Origin of the sequence: Arthrobacter sp. S41, assembly GCF_004320535.1 — a bacterium.
In the GTDB taxonomy this organism is placed as follows: Bacteria; Actinomycetota; Actinomycetes; order Actinomycetales; family Micrococcaceae; genus Glutamicibacter.
Map to the genome: position 1 here is coordinate 1,589,919 of NZ_SIHY01000001.1, position 16,247 is coordinate 1,606,165.

General features: G+C 55.7%; 13 protein-coding genes and 1 riboswitch. Of the genes, 1 reads left to right on the forward strand and 12 read right to left on the reverse strand.

Annotation, left to right across the window (positions count from 1 at the left end; all coding sequences use genetic code 11):
• Positions 1-5 precede the first annotated feature (5 nt).
• The 3 genes from EYR88_RS07330 to EYR88_RS07340 all read right to left on the reverse strand — a co-directional run bounded on the left by EYR88_RS07330 (position 6) and on the right by EYR88_RS07340 (position 3,442).
• Complete coding sequence (locus EYR88_RS07330; RefSeq protein ID WP_131089000.1) at positions 6-1,124, reverse strand: CDP-glycerol glycerophosphotransferase family protein; 1,119 nt, start codon at positions 1,122-1,124, stop codon at positions 6-8.
• 20 nt (positions 1,125-1,144) lie between these two features.
• Entirely contained in the window at positions 1,145-2,122 is a 978-nt protein-coding gene (locus EYR88_RS07335) for a zinc ABC transporter substrate-binding protein (protein ID WP_131089001.1), read from the reverse strand.
• 69 nt (positions 2,123-2,191) lie between these two features.
• Positions 2,192-3,442 (reverse strand): YibE/F family protein, encoded by a 1,251-nt coding sequence (locus EYR88_RS07340; protein ID WP_131089002.1) that lies wholly within the window; start codon positions 3,440-3,442, stop codon positions 2,192-2,194.
• A gap of 135 nt (positions 3,443-3,577) precedes the next feature.
• On the opposite strand from EYR88_RS07340, the gene EYR88_RS07345 reads away from it, so the two are divergent.
• A complete protein-coding gene (locus EYR88_RS07345; RefSeq protein ID WP_131089003.1) occupies positions 3,578-4,822 on the forward strand; it encodes a CPBP family intramembrane glutamic endopeptidase in 1,245 nt (414 codons plus the stop codon).
• A 117-nt stretch (positions 4,823-4,939) separates the two neighbouring features.
• On the opposite strand, the gene EYR88_RS16230 is transcribed toward EYR88_RS07345, so the two are convergent.
• From EYR88_RS16230 to EYR88_RS07385, 9 genes are all read right to left on the reverse strand, one after another.
• Positions 4,940-5,656 (reverse strand): hypothetical protein, encoded by a 717-nt coding sequence (locus tag EYR88_RS16230; RefSeq protein WP_242632547.1) that lies wholly within the window; start codon positions 5,654-5,656, stop codon positions 4,940-4,942.
• A gap of 148 nt (positions 5,657-5,804) precedes the next feature.
• Entirely contained in the window at positions 5,805-6,047 is a 243-nt protein-coding gene (locus EYR88_RS16235) for a hypothetical protein (RefSeq protein ID WP_242632480.1), read from the reverse strand.
• A gap of 161 nt (positions 6,048-6,208) precedes the next feature.
• Positions 6,209-7,318: an NADH:flavin oxidoreductase/NADH oxidase gene (locus EYR88_RS07355; protein ID WP_131089004.1), complete on the reverse strand. Its 1,110-nt coding sequence runs from the start codon at positions 7,316-7,318 to the stop codon at positions 6,209-6,211.
• 401 nt (positions 7,319-7,719) lie between these two features.
• On the reverse strand, positions 7,720-9,129 hold the full coding sequence (locus EYR88_RS07360) for an L-serine ammonia-lyase (protein WP_131089005.1): 1,410 nt from the start codon (positions 9,127-9,129) through the stop codon (positions 7,720-7,722).
• A 187-nt stretch (positions 9,130-9,316) separates the two neighbouring features.
• A complete protein-coding gene (gene glyA, locus EYR88_RS07365; RefSeq protein ID WP_131089006.1) occupies positions 9,317-10,639 on the reverse strand; it encodes a serine hydroxymethyltransferase in 1,323 nt (440 codons plus the stop codon).
• Positions 10,639-11,019 carry a glycine cleavage system protein GcvH gene (gene gcvH, locus EYR88_RS07370; protein ID WP_131089007.1) on the reverse strand — a complete coding sequence of 127 codons (381 nt, stop codon included), beginning with the start codon at positions 11,017-11,019 and terminating at the stop codon, positions 10,639-10,641. The genes glyA and gcvH overlap by 1 nt, the downstream gene beginning before the upstream one ends.
• Positions 11,020-11,079: 60 nt before the next feature.
• The gene (gcvT, locus tag EYR88_RS07375) at positions 11,080-12,207 is read right to left on the reverse strand and encodes a glycine cleavage system aminomethyltransferase GcvT (RefSeq protein WP_131089008.1); all 1,128 of its coding nucleotides are present in this window, start codon (positions 12,205-12,207) and stop codon (positions 11,080-11,082) included.
• 12 nt (positions 12,208-12,219) lie between these two features.
• Positions 12,220-15,066: an aminomethyl-transferring glycine dehydrogenase gene (gene gcvP / locus EYR88_RS07380; RefSeq protein ID WP_207306472.1), complete on the reverse strand. Its 2,847-nt coding sequence runs from the start codon at positions 15,064-15,066 to the stop codon at positions 12,220-12,222.
• Between the two features lie 164 nt (positions 15,067-15,230).
• A riboswitch (glycine riboswitch) is annotated at positions 15,231-15,328 on the reverse strand.
• A 101-nt stretch (positions 15,329-15,429) separates the two neighbouring features.
• The gene (locus EYR88_RS07385; protein WP_315973786.1) at positions 15,430-16,218 is read right to left on the reverse strand and encodes an SGNH/GDSL hydrolase family protein; all 789 of its coding nucleotides are present in this window, start codon (positions 16,216-16,218) and stop codon (positions 15,430-15,432) included.
• Positions 16,219-16,247 lie beyond the last annotated feature (29 nt).

The following is a 16,247-nucleotide window of genomic DNA, read 5'->3' on the forward strand; positions in this document are numbered from 1 at the left end:
GGAGACTAGAGGCTAGCTAACAGCTGGTTCAGCTTCTGCGTTGCCATTCCAGGTTCGGTGGTAGCGAAGAAGTACTGGGCCAGCTGTTTTTGCTGTCCGGCCACGCCTGTTGCGGCCAATCGCGCCACCCGGTCAGCCAAACCATTGGCGTTGCCCAGCCGTTGCTCTAGTGGCAGGCCGTCACCGAGTTTGCTTGGACGGTCGGAGGCCAGCAGCAACGGGATGTTCAGTGCCACCGCGTCGTAGGCCATGGCAGACGTGTCACAGATGGCAACGTCGGCCCACACCAGAGACTGCGAGGCATCGCTGACTGGATCCAGGGTTGAACTGAAATTGGCTTTGAGCGCGGTGACTGCCTTTGCAGCCTCGGCAGACTTGTCACCGGTTTTTGGGTGCGGTCGGAAGCGCACCTCAAAGCGGTCGTCCGTAACCAGCTGAGCGAGAATTCGTTCACCGAGTTTTGCTAGAGAGGAGTAGGCCATCGCTTCTGAATCGCCCTCCCACGTTGGCGCATAGAGCACCCGGATCTTCTGTGAAGGCCCTTCCTGCTCCAAGGCATCAAGCTGAGGCCGACCAATCTGGATCAGATGTGATGGATCAAAACGTGCAATGTTCTCGGTGATGCGCTCGACTGCGGCCGGACCGGCGACACAGGCGAAGTCATAGGCTTTGAGCTGATTGGAGACCATCGAGGCCTTTTCACTCTCACCATGGTTTAGGTGGATATGCGCCGGGCCGTTAACACGCAGCATTGTGAAGTTGCGCTGCGCGTTGTTCACGTAGCTGATCGACTTGGTTCCCCAGCCTCGAAGCTTTGATTCGATCTGTTCCATTGAGCGGGTGAAGAGCAACGGTACGGTGGTCTCGCTCAGTGCGCGTTTGGCGCTCAGAGAATCCATGAGCACCAAACCGACGCTCAGGCCGTCTTCGACCAAACGCTCAAAGGTCCCCAGCCAGGCACCTAGTTGGTAGAACTGGCCCGGTCCCTCAGCGAAGAAGAGGACGTGATCGGCTTGTTGTATTTCCCGATTTCCTTGGGCTATTTCAGCGCGTACAGATCGCTCTGCGAGCAGAGACTTTGCCTTACCTGCCGCTTGAGAAATTTGAGAAGAAATCAATGCCATATAAGTAGTCTACGTATGACCTAGCCGTTGATCGCGGAAGACAAGTTCGAAATGTTGGAATTCATCCACTCAAGATAACTGGAATCATTCAGGATGGTCTCTGCGAAGTCGACGACAGGAACCTTACCACTTTCCGCGTCCTTCTGGAGTACCTTGGTTTCGTTGCCTTCAGTTTGGACGTTGTATGCCAAGGCATCAACCTGAGCACCGTCCAGCTGGTCTTGCGCCTTCTTCAGGGTCATCGGCGCGATGCCCTCGCCTTCTTCAATGGCTTCACTCAAACCATCGGGCGTGGCGTTGACCATTCCGGCATCTTCCAAAAGATGGAAGGGAACCGGTTCAGTCATAATGAACGTCTTGCCGGTCAGCTTCGCGTCGCCGAGCTGGGTCTGAAGCTTTTTGATTCCTTCTTTAAAGGTCTGCGCATTTTTCGTGTACTCCTGCGCGTTAGCTTCATCAGCTTCACCGAAATCATCGGCCAGCTCGTCAGCTAGTGCGCTCATCGAGTCCAGGTCGTACCAGATGTGCTCGTTGTATGCGGCATGCTCATGGGATTCTTCACCCTCATGCTCCGCATGCTCTTCTTCGCTTTCGCCTTCATGCTCTTTGGCAATAGGTGAGCTGTCCACGGCGTGAATCAGCTGAACTCCGCCAGCTTGTTCGCTCGGTAGGGACTGAACCAACGAATCCATAAACTGGTCATACCCGCCGCCATTGGCTACAACAATCGAAGCTTCAGACACGGTGAGCTTGTCACGGGTGGTGGGCTCGTAAGAGTGAGGATCCTGCGCGCCGGAGGTAATAAGCTCGCTGACTTTGACCTTGTCGCCACCAATAGCGCGAGCGATCTGCCCGTACACATTGGTCGTTGCCACGACGTTCAGTGAAGAGGTACCAGCATTCGATGCTTCACTGCTGGTATTGCTGCATCCAGTCAGGATCAGTCCTGCGACTGGCAATGCGGCAGCGGCTGCAAGCAAAGAGCGATACTTCTTCATTCAAGATCTCCATCTAAACAAGGTTGCTATTGAGAACAATTCTACATTACTTTTGAGAACCGTTCGCACCTAGGCGTCGGTTTGAGTAGCAAATAGTGCTCTCTTGCCGTGCGCTCCGCCGGTGCCAGTAGCTTTTACCACCATCACCGCGACGGCAGTAGTCACTGGAATTGCCAGTACTAATCCAATAGAACCAATAAGGATGCGAATTACTTCCTCAGCCATCTCCCCCGAGGTCAGTGTCACACCAAAACCTTGGTTGCTCAGGGCTGCAATGGCCAGAATCGGCAGTGCGGCGCCTGCGTAGGCGAAAGCAATGGTGTAAACGGTCGAGGCAATATGGTCTCGACCAATACGCATTCCACGGAAGAATAATTCTTTGGCACTCGCCCTAGGAGAGGTTTCGGCCAGTTCCCATACGGTAGCGGACTGCGTAATAGTGACATCGTTGAGCACGCCCATGCCGCCAACCAAAACACCACAGATCAATAGACCCGGCAACGAGATCTGCGGAGCCACGGTAGATAGCGTGATTGCCGATTCACCGTTGGCCCCCGTCAGGGCTGCCGCGTCGGTCAGCCATAACACCATGCCGGCCGTAACGCCGAGGCCGAAGAGAGTTCCCAATAGGGCCGTTGAGGTTTTGGCATTCAGTCCGTGAGCAAAATAGAGCGCGACAAACATGATGGCCGTGGCACCGGTCAAACCAACTAATACCGGATTTCCGCCTTCGATAAGCGCCGGAACCATAAAGAAGATCATGAAGGCAATGCCACCGATCAGACCGATAACCGCTCTGGCTCCGCGCCATCCAGCGACCAGCACGACAACCACTCCATAGGCAATCGCCAAGAGAGCCATCGGCAAGGTGCGAACGAAATCGACAAAGACGTACGGGCTTCCGCTGGTCGTATCAACCTTGGACAGGTCAAGATAGCGCAGGTTATCCCCCGGACGCGCATCCCGGGATTGCAACATCTCGGCCGGGATCTCCAGCTGAATTTCGGCGCCACCAGAATCTGGCATGACGTAGGTGACGTTGCAATCTAGAACCTTGCCACCGACGTCTTCCAAGCCTTTGGAAGAGGGGCATTGCTCTGTTCCACTACGCATGACGGTACCGGTGGCCATCGTGGCGCCACCTGCGGTATCCATGTTGCCGTCCAGTGCAAACTTGTCGTAATTTCCTTGTGGCCACAGAATGAGGACCATCACCAGGGCGAGCGCACCTATGGGCGCAAGTAGTGCCCACAAGATAATCGAGGCACGGCGGCGTCGCTTAGGATCTTGCAATATCGGTTCGTCATGATGGTGGCCCACGCGGCGTCGCTCCAAGTCAGTTAATGCGAATCATTCGCTACAAGTGTATGGGTATTGTGCCGAACACCTAAGGATGACAAATAAATCCTCCGCAAGGTTCATGCCGTCAACGCAGATCAGGGAGAGAATTGAGCTATGAGCTCGCCCTTGCCACCGCCCGCCACTATGCCTATGACTAGTGGGGAACAAAGTTATCCATTCCACCGTTTGATGCGCCGTAGCCACAACTACCGCTGGTGGAGGCCTATAGCCTTTGCGGGAACGGGTACTGGATTCTATGTAGCCCTACTCATCATGGTGATGTTGGTGGTATTTGTTGCCATGCTGGTCAACCCCGCAACATGGGCCACAGATGCTGGCGCCGGCACTAGCGACGAAACGTTATTCGCTGATGCGCAGCTCGATATGACGTCACCGTTAGATTTTTCTATGACGATGGTTTCATTGATCGTCATGATTCCGGCCGTGTATTTGGCCTATCTCTTGCTTGGTTCTAAACCTGTCGGTCAACTGTTTTCCGTAGCTGGAAAAATGCGCTGGCGCTGGTTCGGTCTGGCACTGGGCACGAGCGCCATCTTGTTCGCCGTTTATTTCGCCTTGAGCTTTGGCTTTTCTGGCCTAAGCACCGAGGACTCCGGACAACTAGCCCCGTATGACGTGCCGGCCGATCCGCTCTTCTTTGCCATCTTGGTCCTTCTACTTACTCCGCTTCAATGTGCTGCCGAGGAACTGGTATTCCGTGGAGCGCTGATGCAGGTTGTGGGCAGTTGGCTCAAACATCCGCTGTTTGCGATTCTTTTGCCTGTACCGCTGTTTACCTTCGGGCACCTTTACGATGTCTACGGATTATTGGACGTTGCCGCTTTTGCTGTGGCAGCTGGTTATCTCACCTGGCGAACCGGTGGGCTGGAAGCGGCGATGGCTATGCACATCATCAACAACACGTTCTTGTTCATGCTTGGTGCGCTGGGCCAAATTGATCTGAATGAGGAGTCCTCGGATGGAACATCACTAATCATCTCGGTGCTCTTCATGGCCGTGCTCACCGCGGTACTAACCAAGCTGGCCGACAAGAAAGACATTCAACGCACTGCTGGAGCACTTCCACCTCCACCCCAACTTCCGGTACTTCAGCCATGGTCAGCTCCTCAGCAAATGCCGTACCCTAACCAGGCCTACTGGGCTCCGCCGGTTGAACCTTGGCAACATAACGCTCAGCAGAACCATCCGCAGGGCAACTATCCACCGCCACCACCGCCTATGCTCCACGATCCAAATCAGCTGGGCCCTGGTTCTCAGCCTCCTAGCGGCTCACCTCAGGTTGGCCCAACACCGGGCGAACCGACGCACAACGATCCGCAGCAACACGACCAGGACTAATTAACTGTCGGTGTAGGTAACGATTCGGTGGGCTAGAAAGTGTCGAACACTAAAATTGGGTTCTTGCCACGAAGATCATCTTCGTAGCAAGAACCCAATTGTTGTTTTGGTGACTGTTTAGGATTTTGCCCAACGCAGCAGGGCGGCGATTCCGGCACCATCAGGGATTAGCGAATCAGGAACGTAACGGATTGTCGCATCCGTTAGTGCCGTGGCACGCAACAGCACTTCCGGTGCAGGCCATTCACCAGCAACCAACTCGGCGTGGTCATCGCCTTCCTGGTGAGCAATCCACGGTTCAGCACTTAGTGCCCGTAGGGTGTGCTCGTCCTGATACTGTCCGACCAGCACGGTATCTGCCTGAGCCGATTGCAGAGCCGTGACAACCTCATCAAGTCCAACTGCTAACAAGGCTCGTCCATTGCCGGACTGCGCGGAGACCTTGGCCTCCAGATCCGCAAGATCCTTGGACTTCACGTCATCAATCAGTTTGGAGATCTGGGCATCTACTTGTTTGGAGTCGGCGCCACCGGTTCGGGTATGCGAATCAATGACTTCAACATAGTCACGTAGGGCAACCGGTAGCTGAGCGATAACCGCTTCGCGCGCCTTGATGTCACCAGAAACCACGATCAATCGCACGTAGTTCTCGGCAAACATGTTTCTGATCAGCTCAGCGACTTCGTCAGCATTGCGGCGAACCATTTCGTCGGCTGCGGACTGCGCCTTGGGTTGGTCATATTCGCCGGGCACTTTTCGGGCGTGATGGATTTCTTCAGGCAGTCCGACGATACCTTGGCTAGCAATGCGCTCCGGAGAGGCAGTGTTATACAGATGAACCTCGCCGCCATCTTTTCCGACCTCAGCGACGAGGTAAGAGAAAGACCCCCGCGGGCACGGGCGATGGCTGTGAAATTCGGGAACGGTCCTACGTCAACTGAAGGAGAGGAGACCTTGAGACCCGGAATGATTTCGTTAAGAACTACTTCGCCATCATGAACTGCGACGAACCGTGCAACTGGTGCACGTAGCCCACTTGCTGGTTCCAATACGCCAATGAGCGCTTGTACATCTTGAGGCTGAGCCTGCTGGGACTTAAGCAGTTTTGCGACCTCGTCTGGAAGTCGATCAGCGGCTTCCTGTGCTCCAGTTGTCCCCAACGAAGCATCAACGAGAGCTGTGCTCCAAGAACCATTCCTTCGATAGAGCGAAGCGTCGATTCCATTAGAATCCGCGCGTAGTGCCATGCTGACTCCCTTCCGCACGCGACTCCTGGCCGCGTTGCGACTAGATCCGTGGGACTAACCTAACATCACTATTCAACGGCTGGAAGAGGTAACCAGAAACTAACTGAGGATTCGGAAGAATTCAGCATGGCAACGCCTTTTACCAGCGGCCGCGCCAGTACTGAGGTGGGTGAGATTTCTGCGCACCTAGCTGCTGAGCGGCATGGTTTGGCCACTGCGGATTGCCTAAGGCGGCTCGGGCGATGCTAACCCCGTCAGCCTGACCGGTCACCACAATATGTTCTGCTTGAGTCGGATCAGTGATGACACCAACGGCCGTCACAAACGCGTCCTCTGGCAATGCTTGTTTCACCGCTTGAGCCAGCGGCACCTGGTATCCGGGACCCGTAGGACCGGCGAAAGCACCGATACCTGCGCTGGACAGATCGAAGGCCCGCACGCCAAGGTCATACATTTGCTTGGCAAGCTTCACGGTATCGGCGATGCGCCAGCCCTCTTCAACCCAGTCTTCACCCGAGAAGCGAATGCCTAGGGCCTTATCCGCTGGCCATACGGCGGTGATGGCTTCAACAACTTCTCGTAGGTAACGGGTACGGTTTTCGTAACTTCCGCCGTACTCATCGGTACGCTCATTGGATAGTGGCGAGAGGAACTGGTGGATCAGGTAACCGTGGGCCGCGTGAATCTGAATCAGGTCGAATCCGGCCTCGTCAGCACGTTGTGCTGCGTCTGCCCAATCTTGGACTGAGGCTGCGATTTGTTCGGTGCTCATGGCGGTTGCCGGCTTCAGCCCAAATACGTCCGAGGATGAGGAACTGAAAGTTTCCCAGCCACCGTCTTCGTCACTGATGCTGCCGAGCTTTCCGGCATCTTCCAGTTCCTTTAACCATCCATAGGTCGAAGCTTTAGCGCCAGCGTGCGCAAGCTGAACGCCTACGGCTGCGCCATGGGAACGAACGTATTGCGTAATGGGCTTCCAGGCTTCAACCTGCTCCTCATTCCACAGCCCGGCATCACGGTCAGAGATGCGCCCTTCAGCTGCCACTGCGGTAGCTTCGGAAATCACCAACGAGAAACCGCCGTGTGCCATCGAGCCAAGGTGAGCTAGTTGCCACGTGGTTGGAACACCGTCACGCTTATCGATTGCATACTGACACATGGGCGGCAGAACAACACGGTTGCGTAGCTGCAGACCGTTTCCACTCTTGGTTGGGATGGTCACTGGTGAGAATAGTTTGCTTTGAGGCATACATAGTGAGACGTTGTGAAAGGCCGTTTTATTCCGTGGGCGATTCTTTCGCGGTGCCCCAGTGTCGGGAGCAGGAGTATGCCTTGGACCTGCCTGCCTCTTCGCTCAGACGCTGCATTCCAATGGCTTGGACTTCGTATCAATCCCACGCTTCCACCCTCGACAAATAGTGGAAAAGTCTACTTATTTCTCGTCCGCACTGGCACCGAACAGAGAATCGACAAGAATTCATAATACCTACTCAAAGTGCTAATGACGAAATAGACGTATGGCATCTAGGGGATAAATCATTCAGTATCTGACAAGCGATAGAAATCAGGACTAAGACAGTGAATCCGTGCATTAAAGTGCTTCGGGAGGCCGGATTACCCGACCTCCCGAAACCAAAAATCAGCTAGTGATTAGCATTCAACCACGTTAACGGCCAAGCCGCCCATGGCCGTCTCCTTGTACTTATCACTCATGTCCTTGCCCGTTTCACGCATCGTGATGATCACTTCATCAAGGGTGACGTGGTGCTCACCGTCGCCCATCAGCGCCATCTTCGCTGCGTTAACAGCCTTGGACGCGGCAATCGCATTGCGTTCAATACAAGGGATCTGCACCAAACCACCAATTGGGTCACACGTCAGTCCAAGATTGTGCTCCATCGCAATTTCAGCAGCGTTTTCCACCTGCTTTGGAGTACCACCCAAAATTTCGGCAAGGCCAGCTGCCGCCATCGACGACGCCGAACCAACCTCACCCTGACAACCAACCTCTGCACCAGAGATCGAAGCCTGTTCCTTATAAAGCACACCAACAGCACCAGCGGTCAGCAAGAAGTTCACAACTGCATCGTTCTTCTCTTCATCGTTCCAGTACTTAGCGCCCGGAGCGTAGTGAGTGGCATAGAAGAGCACCGCCGGAATGATGCCAGCAGCACCATTAGTCGGCGCCGTAACAACACGACCGCCGGAAGCATTTTCCTCATTAACCGCCAAGGCCACAAGGTTGATCCATTCCTGCCAATACACAGGATCACGGTCCTTGTCTTCCTTACGCAAACGCTCATGCCATTCTGGTGCACGACGACGAACTTTGAGCCCACCGGGCAGCACGCCGGTACGCTCCAAGGCAGAGTCCTTGCACTCTTCCATCACCGCGTAAATGTGGATCAGGCCCGAACGAATTTCTTCACGGCTGCGGTAGGTCAGCTCATTGGCCATCATGATTTCGGCAATGGACTTGCCGGTGTCCTTCACATGTTCCAACAACTGTGCCGCGGTGGTGAATGGATAAGGCTGTTTCTGCAGCTTTTCCTCAAGGTTCTTTTCGATGCGCTCTTCGGAACCTTCGCGCACGATGAAACCACCACCAACGGAGAAGAAGGTTTCATTGACCAGCTCGTTACCCTGGGCATCGAGGGCCACAAACTTCACACCATTGGTGTGGCGAGGCAAAACGGTCAGCGGGTGCTGAACCATGTCCCCCACCGTGTACTTCAAATCTTTGCGCTGATCTAGCTGAGCAGCTAGCTGCAAAATGCCAGTTTCTTCCATCTGCGCCAGTCGCTCATCAACTTGGGCAGGAAGCACCTTTTCAGGCTCAAAACCTTCAAGTCCCAACATGATGGCGGTGAATGTTCCGTGCCCACGACCGGTAGCGGCCAGTGACCCATAGACATCAACCCGGATAGTCTCCAGGGCTGCTATCTTCTCTTCACGGATTACTTGGGCAATGAATGCGTGTGCCGCACGCATTGGCCCCACGGTGTGGCTGGAGGACGGTCCAATACCAACCGAGAAAAGATCGAATACGCTTACCGCCATGGCGGGTCACATCCTTAGAACTTGGGCATTCCGATAGCTAACTGCCGGAAAGATGAAGGGGTGCGCAAGAGGTCATCCTTGCAACGGGACATCCACACAGTTATGGGTGGACAAATGTGGAGGAAAAACTGCGGGCCCGAAAAGCGAATGTTTCCGCCTTCCGGGCCCTCATCAATAGCTGATGATGTTACTCGGAAACCTTAGCAAGCTCCGGATACAGCGGGTGAGACTCGGCCAGCTTCAGAACTCGGTCCTTCAGCTCTGGCAAAACTGCAGTATTACCATCGGCACCGGCGATCAGTGTCTGCGCGATGATCTCCGCGACCTCAGCAAATGCAGCTTCCGAGAAGCCACGGGTTGCCAGTGCTGGAGTACCAATGCGCAAGCCCGAAGTGGTCATTGGCGGACGTGGATCAAATGGAACCGCGTTGCGGTTAACCGTGATCTCCACCTGTGCCAAAAGATCTTCTGCCTGCTGTCCGTCAAGCTCCGAGTTACGAAGGTCAACGAGCACCAGATGCACATCGGTGCCACCGGTCAAAACGCTGATGCCCTTGGCAGCAACATCTTCCTGGGTCAGACGCTCAGCAAGAATGCGCGAACCAGCCAAGGTACGCTGCTGGCGTTCCTTGAACTCTTCGGAAGCTGCAATCTTGAAAGCTACAGCCTTACCAGCGATGACGTGCTCCAGTGGACCACCCTGCTGGCCTGGGAAGACTGCAGAGTTAATCTTCTTGGCAATATCCGCGTCGTTGGACAGAATGATGCCACCACGAGGACCGGCAAGGGTCTTGTGGGTGGTGGAGGTAACCACGTGGGCGTAAGGCACAGGCGATGGGTGCAGACCAGCTGCAACCAGACCTGCAAAGTGAGCCATATCCACGAACAGGTAAGCGCCGACCTTGTCAGCGATTTCGCGGAAGCGCTTGAAGTCCAGCTGACGTGGGTAAGCGGACCAACCAGCAACGATCATCTTTGGCTGGTTCTCCACGGCAAGGCGCTCAACTTCGTCCATGTCCACCAGGTTGGTCTCTTCATTTACACCGTAAGGAACGATGTTGAATAGACGACCGGAGAAGTTGATCTTCATGCCGTGGGTCAGGTGACCACCATGCGCCAGGTTCAAACCCAGTACGGTGTCGCCTGGGCGAACCAGTGCGTGGTAAACCGAAGCGTTAGCCTGAGCACCGGAGTGTGGCTGAACGTTGGCGTACTCGGCACCAAAAAGAGCCTTGAGGCGATCGATGGCCAGCGTCTCAATGACGTCAACCTCTTCGCAACCACCGTAGTAGCGGCGTCCCGGGTAACCTTCGGCGTACTTGTTGGTTAGCACCGAACCCTGAGCCTGCATAACAGCCTGGGCGGTGTGGTTCTCCGAAGCGATCATTTCCAGGCCACGCTGCTGGCGAGCTAGCTCGGCGTCGATGCGCTGTGCTATCTCAGGATCCAGAGTTGCTAGGGACTGGGTCAGCGATGCTGGTGCCAGAGATTCAAAATTCTGGTTGCTCATTACTGGACATCTCCACCGTTCGCGCTTGCGTAGTCTGCTGCCGAAAGTAGCGGACCTTCTTCGGCGACCTCTACGGTGAACAGCCAGCCGGCACCATATGGGTCTTCGTTCAAGATTGCCGGGTTTTCTACAGCCTCGTCGTTGATCGCAACTACGGTGCCGGTAACAGGCGAGAACAGGTCGGAAACCGACTTGGTGGACTCAACTTCACCACAGGTTTCACCTGCGCTGACCGAATCGCCAACCTCTGGCAGGTCTACGTAGACAACGTCGCCCAGGGCGTCAGCAGCGATCTGGGTGATGCCGACCTTGGCTGGGGACGATGCATCGATCCACTCATGTTCTGCCGAGTAGCGTAATGACGAAAGAACTTTACTCACGGTATTTCCTCTCCCAAGGGAATAAGCGGGCGTATGGCTAGGCCCTACTGATGTTTAACGTTACTTGGCTCGCGTGTAGAACGGCAGTTCGACGACGACAAATGGCAAAGTCTTACCTCGCAGATCGACCTCTAGCTCGGTGCCAACTTCACTGTATTGCGCATCCACATACCCCAGGGCTACCGGGTAGCCGAGGGTCGGAGATGGCTGTCCTGAGGTGATTTCACCAACAGTAGCGCCGTCCTTAACGATGGCGTAGCCACCGCGTCCGGCGCGCTTGCCCAGACCCTTCAGACCGACCAGCTTGCGTGCTGGAGTCTGCTCTCGCAGGGCTTCAAGAGCCTTTCGGCCCACAAAGTCTTCTTCCTTCTTGAAGGAGACTACAGGGCCAAATCCCGCATCAAATGGGGTGCGTTCTAGGCTTAGCTCGTTGCCGTACAACGGCATGCCAGCTTCCAGACGCAGCGAGTCACGTGCGGCAAGGCCACACGGAACCAACTCGTGATCCGCACCAATTGTGACAATTTTTTCCCACAGCTCGGCCGCTTGATCATTGTTGATGATCAATTCGAAGCCATCCTCGCCGGTGTATCCTGTGCGCGCAACCAGAACGTCAAGACCGCCGAGCACCAGATAAACCGCTGCGTAATATTTCAACTCTGTGACGGAGTCAACGGTGCTTTGGTCAGCTGCCAGCTTGGAGACGATGTCCTGCGCGTTCGGTCCCTGCACTGCAATCAGCGACTGACGCTCCGAAGCGTTATCGACCTGGACATCAAATTTAGCTGCACGCTCTGCAAGGGCTGCGGCTACCACCACAGCGTTGCCAGCGTTAGGAACCACAAGGAATTTTTCTTCTTCAAGGCGGTACACGATCAAGTCATCAATGATCTTGCCGTCATCATTGAGGATCAGCGAGTACTTGGCCTTGCCCACCTTCATGATGCCAAAGTTGCCTGCCAGCGCGGTGTTCAGCGCGGTGACCGCTTCCGGTCCAGCCAGGTACACCTCGCCCATATGGGACAGGTCAAAAAGCCCAGCAGTGGAACGAACAGCCTTGTGCTCGGCCAATTCTGAACCGTACTTCAGTGGCATATCCCAGCCGCCGAAGTCAGTGAAGTTTGCGCCCAGCTCTTTGTGCTGTTCATAGAGGGCGGTGCGTTTTAGTTCGTGGGTAGTCTCAGTCATCGTGAAATCCTCTTAGTCTTCAAAGGCTTCAGGAGCCGGGCAGGAGCAGATCAGGTTACGGTCGCCGGAAGCACCATCAATACGGCCAACAGCCGGGAAGTACTTGTCGAACTTCAGACGCGATACCGGGAACGCAGCCTGCTCTACCGAGTACTTGCGGTCCCAGTTGCTGTTGACCACGGCGGTAACGGTGTGTGGAGCGTGGCGCAGTGGCGACTGTTCAATGGTGTAAACGCCCGAGAGCACTTCTTCCATTTCCTGACGGATGGTGATCATCGCTTCGATGAAGCGCTCAATCTCGCCCAAGTCCTCAGACTCGGTTGGTTCCACCATCAGGGTGCCTGCTACTGGGAAGGACAAGGTTGGTGCGTGGAAGCCGAAGTCGATCAGGCGCTTGGCCACATCTTCTGCGGTCACCCCAGTCTTGGCGGTCAATTCGCGCAGGTCAAGGATGCACTCGTGGGCAACCAATTCCTTGTTACCGGTAAACAGTACTGGGAAGTGCTCGTTCAGACGCTTGGCAATGTAGTTGGCGTTCAAAATTGCATGCTTGGTAGCTTCGGTCAGACCGTCGCCGCCCATCATCGCAATGTAAGCCCAAGAGATTGGCAGTACGCCGGCCGAACCGAAAGCGGTAGCAACCACTGGCACACCGTCACGTTCGGTGTAGGTGCCCGAAGCGTCGCCTGGCAGGAATGGCAAGAGGTGCTCGCCTACGCCGATTGGGCCAACGCCTGGGCCGCCACCACCGTGAGGGATGCAGAAGGTCTTGTGCAGGTTAAGGTGCGAAACGTCGCCACCGAAGGAACCTGGCTGTGCCAGACCAACCAGTGCGTTCATGTTGGCACCGTCGATGTATACCTGGCCGCCGGCGGCGTGGATCTTGTCGCACACTTCGCGTACGTCAGCGTCGTACACACCGTGAGTGGATGGGTAGGTAATCATGATCGCAGCCAACACGTCCTTGTTGGCTTCGATCTTGGCATCCAGGTCATTGGAATCGATGGTGCCATCGGCAGCAGTCTTTACAACGACAACCTTCATGCCAGCCAGTACCGCGGAAGCCGCGTTGGTGCCGTGAGCCGAGGCTGGGATCAGGCAGACATTTCGCTGACCCTCGCCGCGTGATGCGTGGTAGTCCGAGATGGCTAGCAGGCCCGCGTATTCACCCTGGGAACCAGCGTTTGGCTGGATGGAGACGCCAGCGTAACCGGTGATCGCGGTCAGTCGACCTTCAAGGTCGGTGATCAGTTCACGCCAACCTTCGGTCTGCTCTGCCGGCGCGTAAGGGTGGATGGAAGCGAACTCTGGCCAGGTGATGGATTCCATTTCGGCAGCCGAGTTCAGCTTCATGGTGCACGACCCCAATGGGATCATGGTGCGGTCCAGTGCCAGGTCGCGGTCCGAGAGACGACGCAGGTAACGCATCATCTGGGTCTCGGAAGAGATGGTGTTGAAGATCGGGTGGGTCAGGTAGTCGCTGGTGCGAACCTGCGACTCTGGGATCTCAAAGCCTTCTGGAGCCGAAAGCTCTACGCCGAAGACCTCAAGAAGGGATTTGACGATGCTTGAGGTGGTGGCCTCATCGGTGGAGATACCAACCTGGGTGTCGTTGACCTTGCGCAGGTTGATGCCCGCGGTGATCGCCTTGGAGATGATTTCCTCGGCGTTCTTCACGTTCACCACAACGGTGTCGAAGAAGGTATTGGATGCGAGGGTGAAGCCGCCTGCTACCAGCGAGGTGGCAATCACGCGAGCGTGGTTGTTGGCGCGGGTTGCGATTTGCTTTAGCCCGGCTGGGCCGTGGTACACCGCGTACATCGAGGCACAAATGGCCAACAATGCCTGAGCGGTACAGATGTTGGAGGTCGCCTTCTCGCGGCGGATGTGCTGCTCGCGAGTCTGCAGTGCCAGACGGTAGGCAGGAACGCCAGCGTCATCAACCGAGACACCAACCAAGCGCCCTGGCATCGAGCGGGTCAGACCATCGGCAACGGCCATGTAGGCCGCGTGTGGACCACCGAAGAACAGTGGAACACCAAAACGCTGGGTGTTGCCCACAGCGATATCGGCGCCTTGTTCACCCGGAGGGGTGATCATGGTCAAAGCCAAAAGGTCAGCAATGACGGTGACCATTGCGCCGGCGTCCTTGGCGGCTGCGATGATGCTTGCGTGTTCTGCGATGGAGCCGTTGTTACCTGGCTGCTGCAATACGATGCCGGAGATGTCGCCTTCTGGCAGGCCTGCGGAGAGGTCAGCAACTTCAACTTCGAAGCCCAGTGCGTCGGCACGGCCCTGCACAACCTTGATGGTCTGCGGGAAGATGTTGGAGTCCAGGACGGTCTTGCCCTTGGCCTTCTTCTTGTTAGCACGGCGCATCATCAGCACGGCTTCTGCGGCGGCCGAAGATTCGTCCAGCAAAGAAGCGTTGGCGATTGGCAGACCGGTCAGATCCATCACCATGGTCTGGAAGTTCAGTAGGGCTTCGAGGCGGCCCTGGGAGATTTCTGGCTGGTACGGGGTGTAAGCGGTGTACCAGGCTGGGTTTTCGACAATGTTGCGTCGAATCACCGCTGGGGTGAGGGTGTCGTAGAAGCCCTGACCAATCATCTGGGTCTTCATGACGTTTTTGGAGGCTACCGCACGCAGGTGGGCCAGCGCTTCGGTTTCACTTAGTGCTGCTGGAATATCCAGTGCGGCACCTTGTCGGATATCTGCGGGAACTGCGGTATCAATCAGTGATTCTAGGCTGTCGTAGCCAAGAGTCTGAAGCATGGTGGCGACGTCAGAAGGACGCGGGCCGATGTGGCGAGTAACGAATTCACTGTTCGTAGAAGCCGAAGTCTGCGTGATGGTCATGGTGCTGGAGTCTCCACGGGATCTGTCTTGGCGCATGCCAAAGGAAGGACGCTTTGCCTCCCCATCCCTGTTGCACTACCTGAGAGTTTTACGTGTTCGGCCAACAAAGCCGAGCACTTGCACCTTCGGTGAACCGGATCTGGCCGGCTACTTTCCAGAGTTGCCTCGTGATGGCGGTACGGGGGCCTGAGAGTTTCCTGGGGAGGAATTGCTCCTACGGCGCCCGTCCATGGTGTGAACGGGACTCTCCCGCCATCCGTCTATGGCGTGTGCTGCTGATCTTAGATCTGCAGCACACAACCATGTTACCTGCCTCGCGCTTTAGGTCAAAGAGTCGCGCTGCGTTGAACTGTCACAAAAGTTTTACTTCGTGACCGCCGTGAGTTGAACGTACTGCGGATACCTTGCTGACAAGGAATCACCCGAGGATGTGCCCGAGAGCCTGCGCCTAACCCAAGGAACCAAATGTTCGGTAGCCCAACCCAATTCTTGCTTCAGCTTTTCGCCGCGAGAGTTCACCGCGTGATCCGGCAGAACCGGAGCCTGAAGTTTATCTGCCCAGTTTTCGTCGGTGACCTGGTGTCGTCCAAGAACGTCAAGAACCCTCGCGGCCATCAGTGCATGTCCCAGCTCGTTCATGTGCAGGCGATCTACAGACCAATAACGCAAGTCTGAGAATTCGCGCCAACGCCAGTAGTCCGCAATGACCGCGCCGTACTTATCGGCAATCTCGCGAATTTTCTCGTTATAGATCGCAGTACGCGGACGGGTCTTGGAGAACAAGGGAGATTCGACAGTGTCAAAACCGGTGAAGAGTACAACGGTGCTTCCGGCCTCGGTGAAGCGTCGGACCATCCCTTCATAACCACGCATCAGCGCATCAAGATCTGCTCTGGGGCGCAAGATGTCGTTTCCGCCGGCGTAGATGCTCACCAGATCTGGCTTCATGGACAGGCCTTGGTCCAGTTGCTGGTTGATGACCTGACCGATTTTCTTTCCGCGTACCGCGAGGTTGGCGTATTCCCAGTCGCCCTGCGCGCTGAGCACTTCAGCGACTCGGTCGGCCCATCCGCGCACCTGGTTAGGTCGATTCGAATCTACGTCGCCGACGCCTTCGGTGAACGAATCACCCAATGCCAAATACTTCTTCACTTCAATCTCACTTTTGTATCTGCTAAATT